The 23,646-nt window shown below is 55.3% G+C and carries 13 protein-coding genes and 1 tRNA gene; 6 read left to right on the plus strand and 8 right to left on the minus strand.

Annotated features, from left to right (window positions below):
• The first annotated feature begins 86 nt into the window (after positions 1-86).
• Positions 87-1,216, plus strand: a protein-coding gene (locus BCS36_RS02295; RefSeq protein WP_209818423.1) for an IS3 family transposase whose coding sequence is annotated in 2 segments (ribosomal slippage) — positions 87-347 and positions 350-1,216 — 1,128 coding nt in all. Because the reading frame shifts where the segments join, the coding sequence is not laid out codon by codon here.
• Here BCS36_RS02295 and BCS36_RS02300 read toward each other — a convergent pair.
• The 6 genes from BCS36_RS02300 to BCS36_RS02325 all read right to left on the minus strand — a co-directional run bounded on the left by BCS36_RS02300 (position 1,213) and on the right by BCS36_RS02325 (position 11,209).
• A complete protein-coding gene (locus BCS36_RS02300) occupies positions 1,213-4,125 on the minus strand; it encodes a hypothetical protein (protein ID WP_291301309.1) in 2,913 nt (970 codons plus the stop codon). The two genes, BCS36_RS02295 and BCS36_RS02300, sit on opposite strands and share 4 nt — an antisense overlap.
• Before the next feature lie 3 nt (positions 4,126-4,128).
• Positions 4,129-6,312 carry a hypothetical protein gene (locus BCS36_RS02305; RefSeq protein ID WP_291301310.1) on the minus strand — a complete coding sequence of 728 codons (2,184 nt, stop codon included), beginning with the start codon at positions 6,310-6,312 and terminating at the stop codon, positions 4,129-4,131.
• A 1,385-nt stretch (positions 6,313-7,697) separates the two neighbouring features.
• A complete protein-coding gene (locus BCS36_RS02310; RefSeq protein WP_291301311.1) occupies positions 7,698-8,012 on the minus strand; it encodes a hypothetical protein in 315 nt (104 codons plus the stop codon).
• A gap of 2 nt (positions 8,013-8,014) precedes the next feature.
• Complete coding sequence (locus tag BCS36_RS02315) at positions 8,015-10,111, minus strand: DUF6538 domain-containing protein (RefSeq protein ID WP_367209101.1); 2,097 nt, start codon at positions 10,109-10,111, stop codon at positions 8,015-8,017.
• A 91-nt stretch (positions 10,112-10,202) separates the two neighbouring features.
• A tRNA-Met gene (locus tag BCS36_RS02320) sits at positions 10,203-10,279 on the minus strand.
• A gap of 132 nt (positions 10,280-10,411) precedes the next feature.
• Positions 10,412-11,209 carry an undecaprenyl-diphosphate phosphatase gene (locus tag BCS36_RS02325; RefSeq protein ID WP_291301313.1) on the minus strand — a complete coding sequence of 266 codons (798 nt, stop codon included), beginning with the start codon at positions 11,207-11,209 and terminating at the stop codon, positions 10,412-10,414.
• Between the two features lie 145 nt (positions 11,210-11,354).
• Here BCS36_RS02325 and BCS36_RS02330 point away from each other — a divergent pair, with 145 nt between their 5' ends.
• Positions 11,355-11,549 (plus strand): hypothetical protein, encoded by a 195-nt coding sequence (locus BCS36_RS02330; protein ID WP_291301314.1) that lies wholly within the window; start codon positions 11,355-11,357, stop codon positions 11,547-11,549.
• A gap of 193 nt (positions 11,550-11,742) precedes the next feature.
• Here the strand turns inward: BCS36_RS02330 and metG are convergent, their stop codons facing one another.
• Both metG and BCS36_RS02340 read right to left on the minus strand, forming a co-directional pair.
• A complete protein-coding gene (metG, locus tag BCS36_RS02335; protein ID WP_291301315.1) occupies positions 11,743-13,761 on the minus strand; it encodes a methionine--tRNA ligase in 2,019 nt (672 codons plus the stop codon).
• A gap of 190 nt (positions 13,762-13,951) precedes the next feature.
• Positions 13,952-15,043 (minus strand): regulatory iron-sulfur-containing complex subunit RicT, encoded by a 1,092-nt coding sequence (locus BCS36_RS02340; protein ID WP_291301316.1) that lies wholly within the window; start codon positions 15,041-15,043, stop codon positions 13,952-13,954.
• Between the two features lie 343 nt (positions 15,044-15,386).
• Between BCS36_RS02340 and BCS36_RS02345 the strand changes: the two genes are divergently transcribed.
• Genes BCS36_RS02345 through BCS36_RS02360 form a run of 4 tightly spaced genes read left to right on the plus strand, consistent with a single transcriptional unit; the run spans position 15,387 to position 23,579 of the window.
• A complete protein-coding gene (locus BCS36_RS02345; RefSeq protein WP_291301350.1) occupies positions 15,387-15,944 on the plus strand; it encodes an HD domain-containing protein in 558 nt (185 codons plus the stop codon).
• 17 nt (positions 15,945-15,961) lie between these two features.
• Complete coding sequence (locus tag BCS36_RS02350) at positions 15,962-17,269, plus strand: ATP-dependent 6-phosphofructokinase (RefSeq protein WP_291301317.1); 1,308 nt, start codon at positions 15,962-15,964, stop codon at positions 17,267-17,269.
• A gap of 5 nt (positions 17,270-17,274) precedes the next feature.
• Positions 17,275-20,613 carry an exodeoxyribonuclease V subunit beta gene (locus tag BCS36_RS02355; RefSeq protein WP_291301318.1) on the plus strand — a complete coding sequence of 1,113 codons (3,339 nt, stop codon included), beginning with the start codon at positions 17,275-17,277 and terminating at the stop codon, positions 20,611-20,613.
• Entirely contained in the window at positions 20,610-23,579 is a 2,970-nt protein-coding gene (locus BCS36_RS02360) for a PD-(D/E)XK nuclease family protein (protein WP_291301319.1), read from the plus strand. The genes BCS36_RS02355 and BCS36_RS02360 overlap by 4 nt, the downstream gene beginning before the upstream one ends.
• Positions 23,580-23,646 lie beyond the last annotated feature (67 nt).

Here is a 23,646-nt window from a genome sequence, read left to right on the forward strand (position 1 = left end):
AGACGGCCTCTTTACGAGACTGTCAGAGGTGCTCCCCAAAAATCGGACAGGTGTGATAGCTACTCAACCAGACGAGGAGAACACACATGTCCAAGCGAAAGAATCATGCCCCGGCTTTCAAGGCCCGAGTGGCCCTGACTGCTCTTTCCGGCGATAAGACCATCGCTGAACTCAGTTCAGAATTCGGCGTTCATCAGACACTCATCCACAAATGGGTGAAGCAGCTCAAGGAGTCGGCCGCGGGCATCTTTGCCGGTGAAATCAAGACCGAAGAGGCCAGAAAGGAAAAACAACTCCAGGTACTTCATGCCAAAATCGGTCAGCTTACTGTGGAACGAGATTTTTTAGCCGAGGCCTGGGGGAAGCGGTGAGCGTCTCCCGCAGGCAAAGCATGGTCAATCCGGGCCATGCGCAGCTCAGCGTCGTCCGGCAGTGTCGCCTGCTCAAAGTCGTTCGTTCCAGCTTGTATTACGAAAAAGCCGGAGAATCGGCCATAAACCGCACATTGATGCAGGAAATCGACCGGGCTTTCACCGAATGGCCGTTTTTTGGAGTGCGGCAAATGTGCCGCTATCTTGTGTCACTGGGGTACTGCGTCGGCAGAAAGCGCGTCCGCCGCCTGATGCGGCTGATGGGGTTCATGGCAATATACCAGAAACCGAAAACCAGCGTGCCGAACCCGGAGCATAAACGGTACCCCTACCTGTTGCGCGACCTGACCATAGCCCGGAGCAACCAGGTCTGGTGCTCGGATATAACGTACATTCCAATGCGTAAGGGGTTTCTATACCTGGTCGCCATCATGGACTGGCACAGCCGCAAAGTATTGTCCTGGCGGCTCTCAAACACTATGGAAGCGGATTTTTGCATTGTGGCCCTGGAAGAAGCCTTGGAAAAATACGGCACACCAGATATCTTCAACACGGATCAGGGTAGTCAGTTTACCAGCGTTGCCTTTACAAACGTCCTGCGGAACAATGGAATCCGCATCTCCATGGACGGCCGAGGCCGTTGGCTGGACAACGTGTTTATTGAACGTCTCTGGCGCTCGCTCAAATACGAAAATGTGTATCTGAACGCTTACGAAACTGGCTCGGAAGCCCGCGAGGGTATCGGCAGATGGATCAGCTTTTACAATCAGACTCGTCCGCACAGCAGCCTGGACGGGACAACTCCAGAGCGCTGCTACCATCAGGGACTAGTAAAGGCAGCCTAATGAGGAAAAAGACAAGCTAAGGAACCGCTGTTTCCTGTCCGAACAAGGGGGCCACCTCTAACATCCTTCATGAAGGTTTTGGAAGTAACGCCATTGGCAATAGCGACCACCAATGATGAAGCAAGGTTTTCATAATTTGCTTCGGTCATGTTCTGGCCCGCTATCGTGAGGTCTGCGGCAAGGCTAAGAACCATTCCCGCAGGGTCATACCGTTTGTATGAGTAATAACCATCACCAATCTTGATGCTGTAGGGCTGCCAGCCGGTAGCCTCCAGCGCCTTACGCTGCTTGGGGTCTTTTGGCGGGCTGCCCGTGATGGCCCCAGACATTGCCAAGCCGACCGCCCCGGCCCATATGAGGGAACCAGTAGCCATCTTTGCGCGGGCCAGAGCAGCTTGTTCTCCCCCGGCTGCTATGGCTGCCCGGTAATCCCGGCTCAACTGCCCGATAGCTGGGGTGTGGGCTACGAAGTCCCGAAGGATGTTCGCAGGGGTCTTGATGAACGGAACCACAACCCGAATCATTGGGTGGTCATTGGCATAGCGCTGGAAGCCCCCGGCAAGGGTCTGTTCTCCTAAATCCTGCGTCCATGTGGCTTGCCTTGCGTATTCAAGGTAGGGCTTCAAGGCTTCGTCATTGCGGGCTGCCCCTCTGCCAGTGATGGCAAGGCGCATCTGCTCATTAACGTAGGACTCAATAGCCTGGGCGTCTTTCAAACCGCCCTCCATAGCCTCACGGCGCAGGGATGCACCCAAGGAGGCCCGGAAGTTGAGCTGTTTGAAAAACTCGTCAGTGCCCACCAGAATGCGGGAGGGAAGGCGAAGGTAAGGCCCCAGCACACCAGCCGAAGAGGCGATAAGCTCTTGCATGGTGTTAAGCTGGGTTCCTCTGGGCTTTCCGTCCAGCATCATGGCTCTGATATTGTCGTAAGTGATCTGAGCACCGTTGCTTTCCATCTTGCCAACACTGCCAGCACCTTCAAGAAGGCCATCTTCTGTTCTGAAGGCTTTCTTTGCAAGTTTCATGCTGTCTGTGAAGTAAGTATAGAGGCCGCTCAGGGTGTCTATTGCCTCTTGCCGTAATGCCTTGTCCTTGGTTATGACGCCTGACAGATAACGCTCTGTAGGCATGAGCAGGGCCTTCATAAAGTTTGAACCAGCATTGGCAACCATTGTCATGGGTCCGGAAAGCATATTACTGATTCTGAACTCTTGGAAGATGCCAAGCTTTGTTCCTGTGGACATGGTGTTTACTGCCTGGGCAATGGCTCCTTTGTTATCAGCATTGATTACCGCGTCCCTTGCTATGCGGGCCATGTTGTCATGGTTCCAGCCTTCACGGGTAAGGAAACTGCGGATTTGTTCTTCACTGAGGTTTGAGGGCGAAGCATGCCATTGAAAAGCCTTCTGCCCTTCGGCCTTGGCTTCGTTGGCTGCAAGCTCGTCACTGGCCTTGTAAACGCTGTCGATGTTCTTTTTCAGCGTGGCAAGGTCAAGCTTCTCCTGCATGGAAACGGAAGCAGGGTTCACATGAAGCTTGCGGGCTATCTTCAGGAACTCCCCTGTAAAGAAGTCCATAGCTGTCTTCAGTTCCCCAAGGGTTTGGGCCGAAGCTTTAACGGCTTCAGCTTCTCCGCTGGTGATGGCCTTTTCTGCAAAGCTCTGTATGGTCTTGGTGTCCATGCCGTAGCGTTGCACAAGGTCGTCAGTGGTTGAGGAAAGCGAATCCAGAACTTCAACAGGGGCTTGCTTGGTGGTTCCTGATTCAACTGTTTCTTGAACATGCTTCAGGAAGTCGAAGCCGTGTTCACTGTGCAGGATGTCCCGGCCCGTCACCCGGCCTGTGGTGCTGCCACGGGCAAGGATATTCAAGGCATCATCAAGGTTGGCGGCTTTGCCGTCTCCTATGAGGTCTTTCAGGGTGCCGGGGTTTATCAAGCTGTCGGGCCTGAAGCTGTCCTTTGCGGCCTCTTTGGCCTCCTGAGCGGCTTCAGTATGGAGCAGGGATTTAGCGTCCTCTGAGACGCCTTTTACCCCGCTGGCTGCATCGGTGGCGGCCTCCCCGGTCTCTTCTCTGACCTGCCGGATGTGTTCCACGGTTTTGCTGTATATCTGGTCTTTGGCGGCTTTGGTGGTTGCCTTGCTGGCGCGGTAGACGCCCACAACGGCAAGGGCTGATTCCAAGGCCATGCCTATGCCAAGGTCTTCAAAGCCGTGCTTTAGACGGCCTACAAGTTCGTTGTCGTCCTTATCCACAGCAAGGGCTTCAGTAATGACGTTTTGAAGGGCCGGGCTTTCCTGAATGGCATTGGAAAGCATCTCTTCATGCCCGTCAAAGCTGGTCACGGTGCTGTAGAAAGACTTTGCCGCCCCACGGGCCAGCGTTGCCGCCTTGGTGCTGCCCTGAAGCAGCTTTACCCCTTTGAGCAATGCGCCACCTGTGAGGAAGCCAGAGAGGAACGTGGAAAGCTGCTCTGCTGCCTTCCCGGCCCCGGTCTCTGTTGGGCCAAAGTTTTCCATATCTATGCCGTGTTCTGCTGCGGCTTCCACCACATTGAACTCTTCGCCGCCTTGGGCAAGGGTTCCGGCAAGGTCTATGGTCTCGTTGACCGAATTTATCGGGCCGTTGGCAATCCCTTTGCCCACGTCCAGAAGGTAATCAAGGAAGCCCTTGTTCTCCTCTGGCTGCTTGGCGGCGTTCTCTGGGGCGTCTGCGGCTGCTGGGGAGGGTTCCCCCTGCGGTGTCTGCTGCGGCTCAATGGCTGAAAGCTGACCCTCTGGGGTTTCTTCATTATGATGATTTATTTCAAGATCAATATTAGTGGGCAATGCTTCGGCCATGCCTTGAAGCATGCCGTTATCCCCTGAAACTTCCACATCCATGCTTTGGGGTATATTGTCGATTCTCATGTTTTATCTCACCTCTATCTGACGGGTAAACTTGGCGGCTGCTCCCGGCTTTGCTGTAGCTGCCGGGGGTGGTGATGCCTTGATGCCCTTTTCTTTGAACCAGTTGTAGATATCCATCTGTGCCGCCCTAGCGTCTTTGATGCCACGGGCTTCAGGGTTTTCACCCCGCACAATGAAGTACATTTCCTGCCAAGTAAGCCCGCCTTCAACCCTGCTGTCTGCAAAGCGCAAGACATCTTGCAAAGTCTTCGCGCTGTTCAGTTGTTGGGCTGCTGTGGGGTCTTTGGCTATGCTGTCGCCAAACAGGGTATTGATGTGGTTGATTGTTCCATTGACCACTTCAACCTGTGCAGGTCTGGAACGTGAGGGAAAGAAAGAATTATCAGACCCTCCCGTTACTTCCATGTTCTTGAGGTTGGTAAGGTAGCTGCGTGTTTGCTTGTTGTCTGTTGCCTCGGCCTTTTCTGTGGCAAAGCGTTCCTTAGTGGCCTTGATTCGTTTATCAAGGAATTGCCCTTGGAACTCTTGGGTAAACCGCTGCATATCCAGAGCGGTCAAAGGGGCGTCCTTCTCCCGTGGGTCTGTCTTGGCTGCGGCCCTTTCCTTTTTCTTCTCTGCCACAAAGTCAGCAAAGGCCGTGTTCACATCCGGCAAGTCCATCATGACTTGGGCAAGTATTCCGGCTGTGGGCTTCTTGCTGCTACCTGTGTTGTATGAGTGGTAAATGTCGGCGGCTTCTTCTGCTGAAACATCGCCAACCATTGAAATGTACGTCTTTGAGAGGTTGGCCTGAGCGGTCAAGATCGCTTGGCCTTCGGCGGTGCTGTTGCTGTCGGCTATGGCTAACAGGCGTTGAACCTGGGTAGGGTCATAGCCTTCTTGTGCAAGGTACATTACCTGAGCCTTACCCGCTTTGCCTTGCTTAAGGTCAGATTCAAGGGTAAGGGCTGCCGTAGTAAGCTGTGGGTTGGCATACATGGACTTGAATTGCCCTTTCTGCCCGTCTTCGGCTGCCTTCTTGAAGTGGGGGTAATCCTCTGGGCTGCAAAGCTTGAGCCTGTCTACTACCTCGGCTCTAGACAAATCAGCCGAGCCTTTGGCCCCGTATTCGTAGCCCTTGGTTATGGCTGACCGGGCCGACTCCTCCCGTTGCCATTGCAAACGGGTGTGGGAGCGGGTTTCGGCCTTCCATGCCCTTTCGGTTTCCTGTTCCTCAAGCTGTTCAATGCCTTTGGCAATTCCCGGCTGTGACATGAGGCTGACCTTCTGGCCGTTCACGTCAACTGTGATTGCCTGAGCAAGCTGGCGAGCGGTTCTGGATGAGTGGTTGCCATGAAGCACCACTTTACCAAGGAAGCCAACAACGCGGTCTTGTGAGTAGCCCAGGCGCTTCATTTCTTCGACCTCGCCCATGATGGCGCTTGCCGCTTCCTGAGCGTAGGCAACGCGATCAGAGGGAATCTTGGTATCCCTGCCGCCAAGCGGTGAAGTGAGGTCTTGCTTCATGGCTAGGATGTTCTGAATATTCTGTGCCTTCTGTTGTTCCAGAAGGTTTGCATTCTGGCTTTCCACGTCCTTGCTGTGGCGGGCTAGGATGCCATCAAGCATGCGGGCCGTAGGGTGGGCAAAGTGTTCAGCAAGCATGAATTTGTCATCATACTTGTCTAACCCCTGCTGCTGCATGTACAGCTTTCTCTGTTCCTCGCTCCAAGCCATGACCTTTGCTGGGTCTCGCTCGTTTCGTATGTCACTTGTGCTATAGGCGTCCTCAAGTGAGGCCGCAAACTGAATGGCATTTCCCTTAAGAATTTCGCCTTCAATGGCTTTCTTCACATGAGGCGAAAGGTTTAGAACATTGGGGTCAGCAAGCGCGGCCTGCCGGAATGCCTCAATGTTCTTTGTCATTCCTGGGTGTTCGGCCTTGAAAAGCTCTGCTGAAGCCTTGTCTTCAAGAATACGCCTGTCTATGTGGGCCTCATATGCCCTATCTAAAGCTTTGTCCCAAGGGCGCAAAGCATCTACAAGACGCCCTATGTCAGAGCCAACAAGCGGGTCTCTCCCGATGGTGTTTGGTTGTGCTGGCACATAGGTACTTAGGCTGCTGCCACCCTGCATGGCTGGTCGGAAGTTGGTAATGGCTTCAAGCTTTTCTCTGATTGTCCTTGGCTCTTTGTTCCTGTTGTCCATGTTGTTTAAGGCCTCTCTCATGCGGTGGTTAAAGGTTGATATTGCATGCCCTCGCCCCATGATGAAGAAAGCCCCGCTTGTGTGGTCTTCATAACCAGCACAAACGGGGCAGCATGAGGGAGGGAGGTTTGGAAAGTATAGGATTGGTGAACTATAAGTTTTTATTGATTATGGATTATGGATAATGATTTCTTTAGATAACCTAAAGTTAATAATTCATCATGATAAAACATAAAGAAAGAAAACTAAGGATTATGTTTAATCAAGAAAACCTTAGAATAAACTTTATATGTTTAGATTAAGGAAGAAAACTTTAGGGGAGTCTTTAAGTTTTATCTTAGGGGAGTTTTTAGAGTAATCTTAAGATGCCCCCCTACCCCCCAAGGGAAACCCTAAAAAGCCCCCTTGCCTCCTCCCGGTTGCATTTGCTTTTACAAAACATGTCTTTCTTCAATGGTGCAACCTAATTCCAACATATTGATTTGATTATTTTTTCACGATATTTGAATTTTCTTTTCAATCTTCATAACTATCTGAATTTATTTATCTTCCATTAGACAAGAATCTACTGTGAGTTACCCAGATAGGAGGGTCTTACCCCGTAGGGGAAAAGCCGAAGGTTTGCGCTTGATGGTCTAAAGAATGGTGATTGGTTGGCTATGGGTAAGCCTGTGGGATGGGCAGGGAAAGACCACCTCTTTCTCCGATAGGTGCAACCTAATTCCAATAGACTTAATTTGCAGAAGAAAACCGCTTGGAAAGCTAGTGGCGGCTTTGGGTGCTCTCTCTATGGTGGAACCTAATTCCAATAGACTGAATTTGCAGGAGAAAACCGCTTGGAGAACTTGCGGCGGCTTTGGGTGCTCTTCCGATAGGTGGAAGGTAATTCGGAGCGGCTTCTTCCGATTGATGGCAGGTAGTTGCTAAGAGGCTGAAATTGTTGAAAGGTCGTGTAGCCCGACCTTTGCCACCCCGGCCTGAATTTGGCTGGCCAAAATAGACTAAGGCTGGCAATGGGTCGGGGCTGGGGATTTCGTGCGGGATTTGGGGTAAATCGGGGTATGGGCTGGGGAAGACTGAAAGGGGTACACGGCTGGTGTGTATCCCGATAACTGGCGAGAGCTGGGGAGGATTGCCCTAAGTAATCCTTAGGGCGCGTGGGCGTTGCTTGCGGAAAGGGTCTGCATAGTGTGCCGACCCTTGGAGAGTTTGGGGCTAGTGGTACGGTAGTGTCGTATCCCTTCAGAGTGTGAAGTTCGTGTTTAGTGGTGCTCATCATCCTGTCGTTCTTTTTTAGCGTGATATAGACCAAAACAGAACACAACAATAATTAAAACTGTCACTAAAATATAAACATCCATTTCCCTACCTCTTATGGTCATGCTCTAGTAAATGAGGCTATTAACTATCTGCTCTGTGTAGCTCAGTCGTTCTTTCATGTTGTTGTTTAACTGTTCATCAACAGCATCTTGAATCCGCTGGGCTTCCTCTTGTTTCCTCTTTGCTTCGGCAGCCCGCTTGCTGGAGGGCATTTCAGCTTCCTTTTTCTTCTTTTGACTGTCTAAGAATCGTTGCTTATAAGCCGCTTCAATTTCCCTGAATCTTTCAATATATGGTCTTTTATCTTCATCCCAGCTAACGCAATAGGCTACTGAAGTATAAACAAGAAGCAGGGCTAAAACAAGGCATAGGGTTTTCATTGTTACTGCCCCCTCTGCTTCATGCTTGCTTCAATCCCATCAGTCACATTCCAAAACTGCATTTTGCCTATGGCTTCAAAAAGTACCTTCTGGTTAAATCTCATGCCGTCTTCATCCAAGGCGTAACCACTGGAAACGCTGTTGTCTGCGTGACCTTGAATTTCGTCTAAGTGTTCTTGGCTTACACCAGAGTTCATACCCATGTTCTTAAAGAGATGCCTGAAGCTGTGGAAGGATTTTGGCTTGGCTGCTCCCGCTCTCCCCTCTTCTCCACTGCTCTGGCGAATGCCTATTTCTTCCGAATATTTCTTCCACCAGTCTGTAAACTTGTCGCTCATTTTGTTTTGAGCGTTGGGAATGAATGTCGGGAATAGCTGCCCTTGTTCCCCATGTTGGCTTTTGAGTTTCTGAACGTGAGACAAAAAGCCAAGCTCAAGAAGCCGAGGGTGAACGGGGATTAGTCTCTGGGCTGTAGCCGTCTTGATCGTCCGTGTTCCGTCCTCATTGGCATAAATAGATAAGCAGGAAATGCCCTGACGTTGTAAAACGTCCCCAACCTGAAGGTGGGAAAGCTCTTCAATTCTTGCCCCGGTGTACATGCCAAGGAGCAAAAGCCAACGGTAATCAGTCCGTACAGCTTCGGCTGTCCATGCGGGGTATCTCTTGCCCCTGCGGTTTGTCGCTTGCTGTGCCTTTGGCAAAGTTCCCAGCGTTGAGCCTTGGCTAAACAAGCTAGACTTTTTGAAGATGGTTTCAATATCCTGCTGGGAATAGGGATTCTTTACTGGAACCCTTGTCTTTGCTTTCTGCTCAAATACTGTAATCCCAGATGCAGGGTTAAAATCTATATAGCCATTTCTGATAGCTGTTGTAAACACAGTGCTAAGTACAGCAAGGCGACCTTCATTAATTGTTTTAGGCGCAAGAACATTAAACTTTATGCCCTTTGCCCTTTGTTCTTCTACCCATCTAAGCACTTCTGGAAAGGTTTTCTTGTCCATGCTGCGCGGCAGGTTGGTGGGAAGATTAACAAGGGCATCTTTGTATTGCCGAATATGGGTCTTCGTGATTGACTTGATGGGCAAATCCCCCACAAGCTCAATGAAGCGCCGCATGGCGGGCTGAAAACTTCTAAGGGTGCCGGGGGAAGGCTTGCGCTCCTCAAGATACCGCTTCCAGACCTCCGACAATGGCGGGTTATCGATGGAAGGAATCAAGTTCGGGTCTGTGCCCGCTCCTGAGGCGTTTTGCTGTAAATGAGCCGCTTTTTTAGGCCGGGCCATATCAGAAGCCATCTGGCTCGCGTTTGGCTTCTCTGGGGTCTCAATCCATGCCCCCCTTGAACGCTGCAAGATAACTTTCTGAACCGTAGCTTCCTGAAGCAGCATATCAAGGCAGAATTTGCGATAGACTTCAGAAGTCAGCCGGTCTTCTTCGGTTTTGGGGGCAGCTATGCCATGCTCTGCAAGATAGCTATCTGCCACTGGTTCAATTATGTGGGTGTCGCCCTCAGTAATGAGAGATTCTGAAGCGGCTACAAAAAGTTCTGCGTTTCGCTCTAGCTGTTGCGCTTCTTCCTCAGTGATGCCTGAAAGCCGTCTAAAGGGCTTGGGTGTGTACGAAAGCCCCTTGGCTGCGTTGAGTTCAACCAAAAGCGCCTGTTGCTCGTCCCAAGCGGCCTTGGCTTCCTTAACGTCTTTGCGCAAGGGTGCCCTTCGTTTGGCTTCATCTTTGCGTAAAGCTTCATGCGGGTACAAAAGGGCAAGGCGGTCAAGTTCAAGGGCTGAAACCTGCTCAAATGGGGTCAGGGCTGGGGCTTGTACCTGCGCTAGATCTGGAATGCCTGGGGAGGTCTGAAGCGGTTGAGGCTTGGCCTTAAGCTTTCGCCTGTGTTCGCTAAATTCCTGCTCAAGCTGCTGGGCTTTGAGAAGAATTTTTGACTGAGCTTCTTTATAGTTCTCAGTCTGAAGGCTGAACTTCAATTCAGTCTTTGGCGCGTAGACTTCTAGCAAGTCTGTAGGGACTCGCATCCTGAAGTAAAAGGAGCGGCTTTTGGGTATCCGGCAGGGTTTTGGCGGGGTAAAAGACAAGGCCCTCATGCCTCCGTGTGTACAACCTTTGTGTACAACATTCAAGCATAAGGGCCTTATATCTCTAGCACTTAAATGATTTCAAGTGCTTGTATTTCAATGGTAGCAAGGGAGGGATTTGAACCCCCGACACTGCGGGTATGAACCGCATGCTCTAACCAACTGAGCTACCTTGCCGTGTACTGCCCTCAGGCAGCGCGACGATCTAAATATAAGATTTGCCCAACCTTGGCAAGTAAAATTTTTCCAACACCCTGCACCCTATCAATTTTCGTATTCTGGCGTCCGGCAGGCGGGCTGTCGTACCGCTCAGTTCACCATAAAATAATACACAAAAGGCGCGATAAGGAGCCGGTAAACGGCAAAGGGCACCAGGGTCATGCGCCCCACCAGGGCGACAAAAACCTTCACCGCCAGCAAGGCCGACACAAAAGAGCCGATCATGCCCACCAGAAAGAAAGGAATATCGGCAGAAGTGAACATGCTCAGATTTTTCAGCAGATCGTAGCCTGTGGCCGCAACCATAATGGGCACAGCCGCAATAAAGGAATACTCCGCCGCCAAAGGCCTTTTGGCCCCTAAAAGCATGCCGCCCATTATGGTTGCCGCAGAGCGTGAAAATCCGGGCCAGAGGGCAAGGCACTGAAAACAGCCGATGCCCAGGGCCAGCTTTGGCGTCATATCGTCAAGGCTGATGCAGGTTGTCTTGAACTTGCGCTTTTCAACAAAGATCATGCACAGCGCGCCCACCACCAGAGCAATAAGCACGGTGGCCGGGCGGAACAGGTGTTCCTTGATGTAGGAATGCAGCAAAAGGCCAAGAACGCAGGCAGGCAGCGATGTGAGAATGAGCAGCGTGATGCCGCGCATGCCCGCAAAACGGACATAGGGCTGCGGGCGAACCAGGCCCCAAAACCGCTTCCAGTAAAGCACCACAACCGCAAGAATGGCCCCCAGTTGAATAACAACGTCAAAGGTGGCCGCTTTTTCACCGACAAAACCGAGCAAATCGCCAACAAGAATGAGATGGCCGGAGGAAGATACCGGCAAAAATTCTGTCAGCCCTTCAACAATGCTCAGAATCAAGGCAGTGAGCAAGTTGTCCATAAATGGCCTCTGTAATGCGCGCCGTGCGGCGAATCGCTGGCTTGGGCGTGTAGGCGCGTGGCGGGCACCGCATACTCGCGTATTGATGTTCCGTTATTGCCAAAAAACGGTCAACCGGTTATTGGTGAAAAAAAGGACGTATGCCATGAATACCATTATGCCGCAGGGCGAGCTGGTACGTAAAGCCGCTGCCTATCTGTCGGAAGAACGTGCGCGCCATCCTGACAAAAGCCTGGCCACGCTGCTGGATGAAGCAGGCATGCGCTTCAACCTCACCCCGCTGGATGCCATGGCCCTGGAGCGTCTGTTTCAACAAAAGCCCTCTAGCAAGGGGGACTGATCAGCCCGCCTTTACCGAGAGCTACGTCAGCCACCAGATCAGAGCAACTTTGTAATGCTTCACATTTCAATGTGGCGTTCTGCCGAAAAATACGTTTTTCGGCAGAATCCACGCCACGCCATGGCGCGCTGTTCTCTCGTGCAGCATTGGAGCATGCAGCCTTTTTTCAAAGGCTGCATGCTCCAAACCAAGCCTATGCTATTTCACTGCCGTTGGGGACATCGGAGTCCAGACCCAGCAGGGTCAGGGTCGAATCGTTCCCGGCTGTAAGCACCATGCCGTGCGACATGAGACCGCGAATCTTGCGCGGCTCAAGGTTAAGCACTGCGCACACGCGTTTTCCCACCATTGCCTCAGGCGTATAGTGCTCGGCCAGACCAGAAAGGATCTGGCGGGGCTGCCCTTCGCCAAAGTCAATTTCAAGACGCAGAATGCGGTCGGCATTGGGATGCTTTTCAGCAACCAGCACCGTTCCTATACGCATGTCCAGAGCCTTGAAATGGTCAAAATCTATGTTCGGCTTGCCTGCTGCAGCGACGTCCTGATCCGCGCCGGCCTGCCCAGCACCAGCGGATACGGCCTGGGGCTGACTGCTGGCCGCGTTCTGCTGTTTGGCGGCTTTCTTTTCTGCCTTGGCGGCCTTGGCTTTTTCGGCCTCGCCGGAGTCCTTTTTTACCTCGATGCGTGGGAAGAGGTTTGAGGCCTCGGCCACCACCGTGCCCGGCACAAGCCCTTCAAAATTGTCCATCTCGGCTTCAAGGGCACGCACGGGAGGCATGCCGGGCTCCACAGGCTGGCCGAGCTGTTCCAGCATTTTTGCGCAGGCTACCGGCATAACCGGCCACAGACACACTGCCGTTTTGCGCATGGCCGCCAGAAGCACATACATGACAGTGGCAAGGCGCTCCATATTGCCCTGCTTGTGCAAGGCCCAGGGCGCCTGACTGTCCACATACTTGTTCAGGGCGCGCACCAGTTCCCACAGAGATTCAAGCCCCTGAGAAAACTGCACGTTGCCGAAAAGCTGGCTGAAATTGCGCATGGCCGTGGCGGTCAGTTCAATGATGGCCTCGTCCGACTCGTCAAATGCCTTGGGGGCGGGAACCCGGCTGCCGAAATATTTGGCGGTCATTGAAAGCACCCGACTAAAAAGATTGCCCAAGTCATTGGCAAGGTCAGCGTTGATACGGCCGGTCAGGGCTTCATCACTGAAGCTGGCGTCCGACCCGAAGTGCATTTCACGCAGCAGAAAATAGCGGAAGGCGTCCGCGCCAAAGCGCTGGCTCATGGCTTCGGGCTCAACCACATTACCAAGTGATTTTGACATCTTGGTATCACGCACAAGCCAGTAGCCATGCACGTTAAGGTGCTTGTACTGGGGCAAACCAGCCGCCTTGAGCATAGTGGGCCAGAACACGGCGTGGGGCTTGAGAATATCCTTGGCAACAAGATGCTCGCCCGGCCAGAAATGCTCAAAGTCCTTGCCGTCAGGCCAGTTCAGCGCGCTTATATAGTTGAGAAGGGCGTCAAACCAGACATAGCACACATAATCCTTGTCAAAGGGCAGTTCTATGCCCCAGGTCAGCCGCGATTTGGGCCGGGATATACACAGGTCTTCCAGAGCGCCGGATTCCAGCATGGCCAGAACTTCCGAGCGGTAGCGCTCAGGCCGGATAAAGGAAGGATTCTGCTCAATGTGCTCCTTGAGCCAGGGCAGATACTTGGACATGCGGAAAAAATAGTTCTTTTCACTGATGAATTCCGGCTTGACCAGATGCTGCGGGCAAAGGCCGTTTTCCAGTTCCTTTTCGGTGTAGAAGCGTTCACAGCCATAGCAGTAATGGCCGCCGAACTCGCCGAAATAAATGTCCCCGGCATCGTAAACTTTCTGTAAAAACGCCTGCACAGAGGCCTTGTGCGCTTCATCGGTGGTGCGCACGAAGCGGTCATTGGCAACATCCAGCTTGGGCCAGAGAGACTGAAAAAGGACGCTGATGCCGTCCACAAATTCCTTGGGCGATTTACCTTCTTTTTCAGCAGCCTGCACGATCTTGTCGCCGTGTTCGTCCGTGCCCGTGAGAAAGAGCGTGTCCTGCCCCATCAGCCTGTGAAACCGGGCCATGGCATCAGCCACGACAGTGGTATAGGCATGCCCCAAATGGGGCTTGGCATTGACATAGTAAATGGGCGTCGTGATAAAAAAGGTGTTCACTCAAGGCTCCGTAGGCTTGATTGGCTATTTTGTTCTCAATATCAGAGCAGTATCGCCTGAAGCGTTCGGGCGGACGCGCGGGCAGAAACCCGCGAGAAGGCGCGAACACAATTCAGTGGCGTGGTCAAGGCCGCAGCGGACCTGACCGTAGACGTTGCGCACGTGCATTCAAAAATTACTCTGCCCTAAATTACTCTGGCCTGCTGTGCGGCTTGCGACGCCTCTTGCGGCGCGGCTTGCCAGGATCGCCCTGCCCGCCGCCAGCATCGCCATTAGCGGCGTCATGGCCGTGGCCGAATCCCGCGCCTTCGCCGCCATTTTCCTGGCCGCGCTGCGAATCAGGTTCTTCCTGCGGAAAAAGCTCATCCATCATATCAAGCTGCTCAAGATTGTCCGGCGCGGCGGAAACTACCAGCAGGCCGTCACCAATCTGAGGCTTGGGGGCCTGACGCGGCGGATTTTGCGGATTCTGCACGGATTCGGGCCTGTGCGGCGAAAGAGCCTGCCACTCCTCAAGCGTGAGCTCAAGTTCTTCATTGGCCTCGGTGAGCACGGCCAGCGAGTTGCGGAACATATTGGCCCGCAGCACCTTCATGGCGCCTTTGTCTGTCTGGTATTTCTTGCCGAGCCGGGGGCAGTTCTTATGGAAGTGATCGTAGTTTTCCTGCTCATAAGAAAGGCAGCAGAGCAAACGGCCACAAATGCCGGATATCTTGGCGGGATTGAGAAAAAGGTTTTGCTCCTTGGCCATGCGGATGGTCACAGGCGCAAATTTTCGCAGGTAACGGCGGCAGCAGCAGACCATTCCACAGTTGCCCACAGCGCCGACCATCTGGGTTTCGTGGCGAACGCCGATCTGCCGCAGCTCAATGCGCGCGCGGTACTCGCGCACAAGGTCCTTCACAAGGTCGCGAAAATCAATGCGCGAAGGCGCTGTGAAGTAAAAAATGAGTTTGCTGCGGTCAAAAAAGACCTCCACATCCACGAGCTTCATATCCAGATCACGCTGGCGGATGCACTGACGGCAAAAGGCCTGCGCCTCCCTGCTCAACTGCTCGTTGGCTTCGCCGCGCCGCACGTCTTCGGGACTGGCCAGCCGTAAAATCTGCGGCAGCGGTTCTTCCTGATCAGACAGCGGATGGGCCGGGCCAGAGACAATGACGGCCAGCGCATGCCCCTGTTCGGCTTCAATAAGCACATGCTCCCCCGGCTTGAGACCGGCAGGACCGCTGTAATAGCTTGTCTGGCCAAGCGCGCGAAAACGCAGGCCATATATGGGCATTGAGGTCACGGTGCAAAACCTTGTGAAACGATTTCCAAAAAAATTCTTTTCGGTCATAAAAAGCCCGCTGTCAACCGTACGCCCCGAACAAGGGCATGCAGCAAGCCATTACGGGCAAAACTTCCGCACTTCGAGGACAGTTGGGCGGCGGGTCGCCAAACAGGGCTTGGCGGAGTTTAGCCCTGCAATGCCTACTTGTGCAAGCGCATAGGCAAAGCTGACGCGTTTACGGGCAATGGTCGCGGGGCTGTTACCATTGCAAGGCAAAATGGGGCAACTCCCCGGCCTGACTTGCCTTCACCCCTGCCCTGCTTTACATTAAGAAGATACAGGAGCCATTATGATGATAGAAAGAAATGAAGCCCTGCAACTTCTTGCTGCTCACGCCACCCCTCCGTCCCTCATGCAGCATGCCCTGGCCACGGAGGCCATCATGCGGGCGCTGGCGAGCCATTTGAACGAAGATGAAGAGGTGTGGGGCATTACTGGCCTGTTGCACGATCTGGACTACCCGACCACGGCGGAAAATCCGCAGCGTCACGGTCTGGACAGCGCCGACCTGCTGGCAGACAAACTGCCGGAACCGGCCCTTGCCGCCATACGCGCCCATGCCGCCGAGATGAACGGGGGCCGGGCCGAGAGCCGTTTTGATTATGCGCTACGCTGTGGCGAAAGCGTCACCGGCCTTATCAGCGCTGCGGCCCTCATGCGCCCAACGGGCATTGAAGGCATGGAAGTAAAGAGCATCAAGAAAAAGATGAAGGATAAAGCTTTTGCCGCCAGCGTCAGCCGCGAGAATATCCGCCAGTGCGCCGAAGCCGGGCTTGAACTGGACGCCTTTCTGGCTCTGGCCATTGAAGCCATGCGCGCCCATGCCGACGAGCTTGGACTGAGCAAATAACTTACCGCGAGGCCCACATGAATAAAGAATGCGCCCTAGAGACAGGCATCCACACCCTCGGCCCCTGCAAGCTGGATTCTCACCTGCCCTACCGCACCTGGGCCGATGACAAATCCATACAGATATTCGTGGATGAAGAGCTGACTGAAGATGCGGGCCAGCCTTTCAGCGTATGCCTTGAGGCCGCCGGGCCGCGCCGCAAACTCTATTTTGACACCACGCGGGCCAAGTGCGCCATAGTCACCTGCGGCGGGCTCTGCCCCGGCATCAATGACGTCATACGCGCCATTGTTATGGAGGCCTTTCATGCCTACAACGTGCCGTCAATCCTGGGCATTCCCTACGGTTTGGAAGGCTTTATTCCCAAGTACGGGCATGCCCTTCAGGAACTGACGCCCAAGGGCGTGGCAGACATTCACCGCTTTGGCGGCACCATGCTTGGTTCTTCGCGCGGGCCGCAGTCCGCCGAGGAAATTGTGGACACGCTGGAACGCAGTAACGTCAACGCCCTCTTTGTCATTGGCGGCGACGGCACAATGAAGGCCGCACGGGCCATCAGCAATGAGGTGCATGCCCGCCGTCTGAAGATTTCCGTCATTGGCATTCCCAAAACCATTGATAATGACATCAATTTCATTCCCCAGTCCTTTGGGTTTGAAACCGCTGTCTTCAAGGCCACAGAAGCCATCGAATGCGCCCATACAGAAGCCTGCGGCGTGCCCAACGGCATTGGCCTTGTAAAACTTATGGGGCGCGAATCGGGGTTCATCGCCGCCAGGGCCGCGCTGGCCCTGAAAGAAGTGAACTTTGTGCTTATTCCTGAAGCGCCTTTTTCCCTTGAAGGTGAGGGCGGTCTGCTGCCCGCGCTTGAAGAACGCCTGAAATCGCGCGGCCATGCCGTCATTGTCGCGGCAGAGGGCGCGGGCCAGCACCTGCTGGCAGAACAGAGCGGCACGGATGCTTCGGGCAACCCCGTGCTTGGCGACATTTCCGAGCTGCTGCGCACGTTCATCAACACCTACCTTGATGCACGCGGCATGGCCCATTCCATAAAATACATTGACCCGAGCTACATCATACGCTCCGTGCCTGCCAACGCCAATGACAAGGTGTATTGCGGCTTTTTGGGCCAATACGCCGTGCACGCCGCCATGGCTGGCCGTACGGACATGGTGGTGGGAAAGATTCAGGACCGCTACGTGCATCTTCCTCTGGAACTGGTCACGCGCAAGCGGCGCAAGCTGAACATCTACTCGGATCTGTGGCGGGCCGTGCTTGAGTCAACGGGACAGGGCATGCTCAAGGGTATGCTGCCTCCTATATAGCTTCCATGCAGCATTTACGACAAGTCAAAGCATCCGCCGGATCGGGAAAAACCTATGAGCTGACGCGCTGCTTTCTGCAACGCCTCATCAGCAGTGGCGCACCGGGCAGAGCGGCTTCTCCCGCTTGCGCCCTTGTTTACGGCGGCCCCTGCGGCTGGGGCGACATCCTGGCTGTCACCTTTACCAATGCCGCAGCCACCGAGATGCGCGAGCGCGTTATCCGGCAGCTGAAAAGCGCGGCGCTGGGCAGCCCCATGCAGGGGCTCGACCTTGACCCCGCCACGGCCAGACGTTGGGTTGACGCCATTATGCGCGACATGAGCGCGCTGAACATCCGCACCATTGACAGCCTGCTGCACCTCATCGTGCGCGCCGCCGCCCTTGAACTCAAGCTGCATCCGGACTTTCAGCCGGTTTTTGCCACCGAAGAGGCGCTGACGCCCTATCTCGACCTTTTGCTGGAAAAAGCCTGGCAGGGTGATGAAGGCATGCGCGACCTCCTGCGCCAGGTCTGCCGGGCCATGGTCTGGCACGGGCAGAGCAAGGGCTTTCTTGCGGGCGAAAAGCTGCTGCACCAGTTGCGCCCCCTGCTGGACAGCGCCCTTTTGGGCGATTTTGGCGAGCTTTCTTCGTATGACGAGCTTGATGCGCGGCTTGCCTTTCTCAACGACACCGCAAAGCAGGCCGCCGCATGTCTGCTGGAACTGGCCGCACGTCAGAACCTGCCCTGGCTGGCAAACGCGCTGAAGGCCATCCAGGCATGGGCCAATGGCGATTATAAAGCTTCTGCCTATCTGACCAAGGACGAAGCCGCCCAGGTTTTTAAAAAGGGCGCGAGCATTGATGCCGAGGTGGAAAGGGCCTATGTCGTCTTTTCCCGGGCTGCGGAGTCGTGCCTCGCGGACGGGCATATCCTGCGCCAGGCCCTGCGTCTTGAGCCTTCCATCCGCATGGCCCGCATCCTGACCTCGGCCTTTGCGCATAATCAGGAACAGGAAGGCGCGCTTCCTGGTCTGCTCATTCCCCATCTGGCGCGGCAGGTGCTTGAAAGCGACTACGGCGTGCCGGACACGCTCTGCCGTCTGGGCACCCGCCTCAGTCATTTTCTTCTGGATGAATTTCAGGACACCAGTCAGGAGCAGTGGCGCGCTCTTCGCCCCCTGGTGGAAGAAGCCCTTGCCCATGGCGGTTCACTGACCTGGGTGGGCGATGTGAAGCAGTCCATCTACGGCTGGCGTGATGGCGACCCGGAACTTTTTGACGGAATTCTTGACGACAAAGGCCTTACCGCCATTGCCGCGACATCCAGCCGCGACAGCCTGCCCTTCAACTGGCGCAGCAGCCGACAGGTAGTGAAACACAACAACGCCCTCTTCTCCCCGCTGGAACAGCCGGAGACGGCACGGGCGGTCATGAACGCTCTTTTGCCGGGCGATATGCCGCCAGACCTGCGCGATGAGATCATGAATTCTTCTGTGGCGGCGCTGGTCAGCGCCTTTGAGGGCACCACCCAGCAATGCCCGGAACACGCGCCCCAAGGCGGCCTTGTGCAGGTGGAGGATGTGGCGGCCGACTCCTCCGAACTTCTGCGCGACGAAGTCTTCACACGACTGAGCAATATCCTGCATGAAGACATAGCCCCGCACCGCCCCTGGGCCGATGTGCTGGTTCTGGTGCGCAGCAATGATGGGGCCGCGCGCCTGGCCGACCATCTGGTGCGGCAGGGCATCCCCGTCATTACCGAAAACAGCCTTCTTCTTGCCGCCCATCCCCTGATCATACAGACTGTGGCCCTGCTTGCCTTTCTTGACAGCCCTGACGACAATATTGCGTTTATGACGCTTGTGACGGGCAGCATGTTTCACGACCATGCAGAGGCCGCCGAGCTTGCCCGCACCGATCTGGTCGGCTGGTGCGCCCAACAAAAAAGGGGCCTCCTGTATCAGAATTTTCGCCAGCGCTGGCCCCGCATCTGGCAGACCCTGCTGGCCCCGTTCTTCAGCCAGTCCGGCCTGATGACGCCCTATGATACGGTGCTTGAGTGGTACGCGCGCCTTCAGGTGGAGCAGCGCTTTCCTGAATCTTCAACCTTTTTGCGACGTTTTATGGAAGTGTTGCACAGCGCCGAAGAAAAGGGGCTTGCCACGCTGTCTACTTTTCTTGAGCACTGGGACGCCAAAAATCACGAAGAAAAAGTTCCCATGCCGGAAAATATGGACGCCGTGCGCATTATGACGGTGCACAAATCCAAAGGGCTGGAAGCTCCGGTGGTTTTCGTTCCCTTTACCGGCCTGAACCTCTCGGTTTCGGACAAGCCCATGCGTGAAGAGCGCCAGGGCCTGAGCATGATGGTGCGTAACCAGAAGGCTCTTGGCCGCCCATATTACGAAGAGCTGGCCCGCCAGGGGCGGGAAAGCCTCAATCTGCTCTACGTGGCCTTTACCCGGGCCAGAGACGCCCTGTACGTCTTTCGCACAACGGCAAAACGGCAATCGCCCGTTCTGGCGGGACTGGACATACTATGGGAACGCACGGGCTGGCAGCCTCCCTATACGCTGGGCAGCCTGCCCCCTGCCTCAAAAGTTGCCGGGGGCAGCAGCGCGGAACAGCCATCCATTGCGCCCATACCTGAAAAAGCCATCTGTGCGCGATCCCAAAAGGACGAATGCGCCGTGCGGGCAGAGCAGAACGGGCAAGCCATTGCGGCGCCTGTCCCCGCTTCGGTTCCGGTTCCTGCTCCGGTTCCGGCCGCTCCTGGAGACTGGCGGCCCATGCAGTGGCTGCCGCGCCTGAAAATTTTTCGCAATCCGCTGGAGGCTTTTGACTTCAGGCCCAAAGACAGGGGCAACCTGCTGCATTTCTGCCTGGAACATCTGCGTATCACCGGCAATCCGCTAAAAGACGCCCAGGCCGCCCTGCACTTCGGCCTGCGTCACTATCCCCTGCCCGTGCCGGATGAGGCGGACATCCATCAGGGCGTGACCGAAGCCCTGCGCTGGTTTGCCAGCCAGCCGCCGTCAGCCCGCTGGCTGGCAAACGGTTGGCCGGAGCATTCCATCATGACCGACGACGGCCACCTTTTACGCATGGACCTGCTGGTGCGTGAAAGCTGGGGAACACTCGTTCTTGACTACAAAAGCGGGCAGCCCGATGCCGAGCACGTGGAGCAGGTGCGCAAATATCTCGCCTGCCTGAACCGGGATGAGGACAAGGAAGAAACCTCTGCAAGAGGGCTTCTGGTGTACCTTGACCAGCAGCTTTTTCGCCTTGTGACGCTGGACGGCGCTTCGGAACTGGTTTCAGACTGCCATGAATTATTGCCCACGCAAGAAGGTCAGTCATGAGCGCCTCTCCCTTTCTGATTTTTCCCTGGCAGCGGCCTTTTTTGCCTGCCCTCAAGGATCACCTGAACCAGAGCACTCAGGGCCGCCCCGGCTCGGCTCTGGCGCTGGTTCCGCACAACCGGCCCTGGCGCTATCTTGTGCAGCTCTATGCGGCTGACGGGTACACCGGGCTTTTGCCCAAGGTCATGACCTTGTCCGATGCCGTGGCTTCATGGCGCGCTTTCGACAGTTCCGCCCCCCTGCACACGGCCAATACGCTGGACCGTGTGGCAGTGCTGCACCAATGCATCAATGCCCTTGCCCGTGAAGACAGCAGCCTCGCCGCCCGCTTTGCCCGTATGGACATGGCGCTCTTTCTGCCCTGGGGGCTGCGCCTGGCCGCCCTTCTGGAAGAAATGTACGGCCAACTGGTGGAAATAACGGATATCAGCCATCTGGAAAATGAAGTGGCCGCTCCGGCAGCGGCCCTGCTGGGCGCGCTGGGCCGTATCAGCAAGGCCTATGAGGCCGCCCTGCTGAACAACAGCTGGACAACGCCAGGGCTGGACATTTTCACTCTGGCCCGCAGCAACCCGCCGGTTCCGCCCCTGTTCGCTCCACGCCCGGATCGTCCTGTGGTCATAGCGGGTTTTTCACTGCTCACAGGCGGAGAAGAACAACTTTTGAAGCGGCTTTGGCAGGATGGAGCCGAAATCTGCCTGCACAGTGACCCGGCCCTTGCTGAAAGCACGGGGAGCGTCCATTGGGCCTGCGAAGAACAGGCGGCGTGGCTGCGTCGCTGGAATGCGCGGGCAATTGCGGCCATGCCCCTTACCGAGCAGGAAAAAGCCCACCAGCCCCGCTACCGCTTTTTTGCCGGGTATGACTGCCACTCCCAGCTTGAAGCCTTGCGCCGCGACCTGGAATCCGTGCCCGACATCTCGCGGACTGGCCTGGAATCCACGGAGGCCGCCTCCACCGCCGTGGTGCTCACGGACAGTTCGCTGCTCATGCCGGTGCTGCACCATTTACCGGACAAGGACGTCAACATCTCCATGGGGTATCCCCTGGAGCGCTCGCCGCTGAACCGCCTGCTGGACGGCATTTTGCGGCTTCAGGCGACCAGAAGCGACGAAGGTCGCTATTATTGGCGGCAAGTGCTGCAATGCCTGCGACATCCGTATGTGAACATGCTGCGCGCACAGGATGAAGACGGTAATCCTCTGCTCCTGCGCGACGCGCTGCGTTTGCTTGAAAGGCACATTCGCGAAGGGGCGCGCTTCGTGGACATGGATGAAGCCGTACGCACCTGCCGGGGCCAGATGCCGGAAGCTTTGGCCCTGCTGCTGGAAGAAACGCTGGAAGTTCTGGTGCATGCGCCATCCGCCGCCAGCACAACCAAGGACATGGCCGACGTTCTTCAGAGCCTGTGTTCTTTTTTGCGCAGTCGCGGCGGCGAACTGTGGAAGCATTTTCCCCTGGACGCGGAAGCCATGTACCGCCTTATGCGGCAGGCTGTGCCCGTTCTGCGTGAAAACCTTCTGGCGCAAACAGACTTTCCGCTGATCACGCTTCAGGGCATGGTTCGGGAAGTCCTCGGTCAGGAGCGCATTCCTTTTGAGGCTGAACCCCTCACGGGTTTACAGGTACTTGGCATGCTTGAAACACGCCTGCTGCATTTTGACCGCGTGCTCATCATGGACGCCACCGACGACAAACTGCCCGGCAATCCCGCACAGGATCCGCTCTTGCCGGACTCTTTACGGCAAACCCTTGGGCTGCCGGACTCGCGCCGTCGTGAAAGGGCCGCCGCGCACACCCTGTACCGGCTTTGCGCCGGAGCGGACGAGGTGGCCTTTTTCTGGCAGGAGGGCATCAGCCGCTCAGCGCTTTTTGACGGCAAAAAAAGCCGCAGCCGTTTTGTGGAACAGCTGCTCTGGCACGAAGAGCAAAGGCGTGGGGCATTGCTCACTCCCGGTGAAGCGCCGCTTGAAACTGCAAGCTGTGCAGTACGGGCCGCAGCCACAGAAACAAAAATTCTTACGCGCGGGGCTGAAATCAACGCCGCTTTGGCACGTCTGCTTCGCACGCCGCTCTCCGCCACCCGGCTGGACGTTTACCTTCAATGCCCCCTGCGTTTTGCCTGGCAGTATCTGTGCAACCTGCGCCCGCCGCAGGAAATTAATGAAGGTGATGATCCGGCAGCCGTGGGCACCTGCATTCACAATACCCTCAAGGCCCTTTATGAACCCTATCTCCACAGGGTTGTTCGCTCTGGCGACATCTCGCCCGCAACAGTGCGCGCCCGTTTTTTTGAGCAGCTGGAAGCAGCGGACTTACGTCGTCTGCTGCCAGCCGACAGTTGCCTGATGCTTGAAGAAGCGGCCCCCATGCGGCTCATGCGTTTTCTGGCAAGCCAACCGGACAATGTGCTTATCATGGCTCTGGAACAGGAACTTAAAGCAACCCTGCGCCTTGCCGGACGCGACTACGACTTTGTCGGCACTGTGGACCGCGTCGACCGACGTGACGATCTGCTGTACATCCTTGATTACAAAACTGGCGCTATTAAAAAGCATGACGGCAGCCTGTGGACCGACCTGCCCTACTTTGCCCGTGCCGAAAGCCTCTGTGATTCGCTGATGGCGGACGCCACGAGTGACCCCGCCCGACTGGAACAGCTTGAAAACCTTTTTGAAGAACTGCGCACCCGTCTGCCCAGCCTGCAGTTGCCGTGCTATCTGTCCATGACGGGAGCCTGCGGCATGGCCCAGCTGGGCGACGCGGCGCTGGTGGAACTGCGTGACGAGGGAAGGGAGCATCCCCTGTTCGGCGGCCTTGTGGATGAAGACCTGAATGCGGCTCTGGGATTCTGCCGTTCTGCCCTGACCCTGACCCTGATGCACATGGAACACTCCCCCAATTTCTCGGCCCGGCCAGACAAACATTGTCAGTGGTGCCCGTATTACGGTCTTTGTTCCATATAAATACCAGCATGTTGGCGCTACCAATAAAAGTGTGTGCAGGGTTATTGCATCTTGTGAAAATTGCAGC

This window comes from Desulfovibrio sp. MES5, assembly GCF_002237645.1.
Lineage (GTDB): Bacteria > Desulfobacterota > Desulfovibrionia > Desulfovibrionales > Desulfovibrionaceae > Desulfovibrio.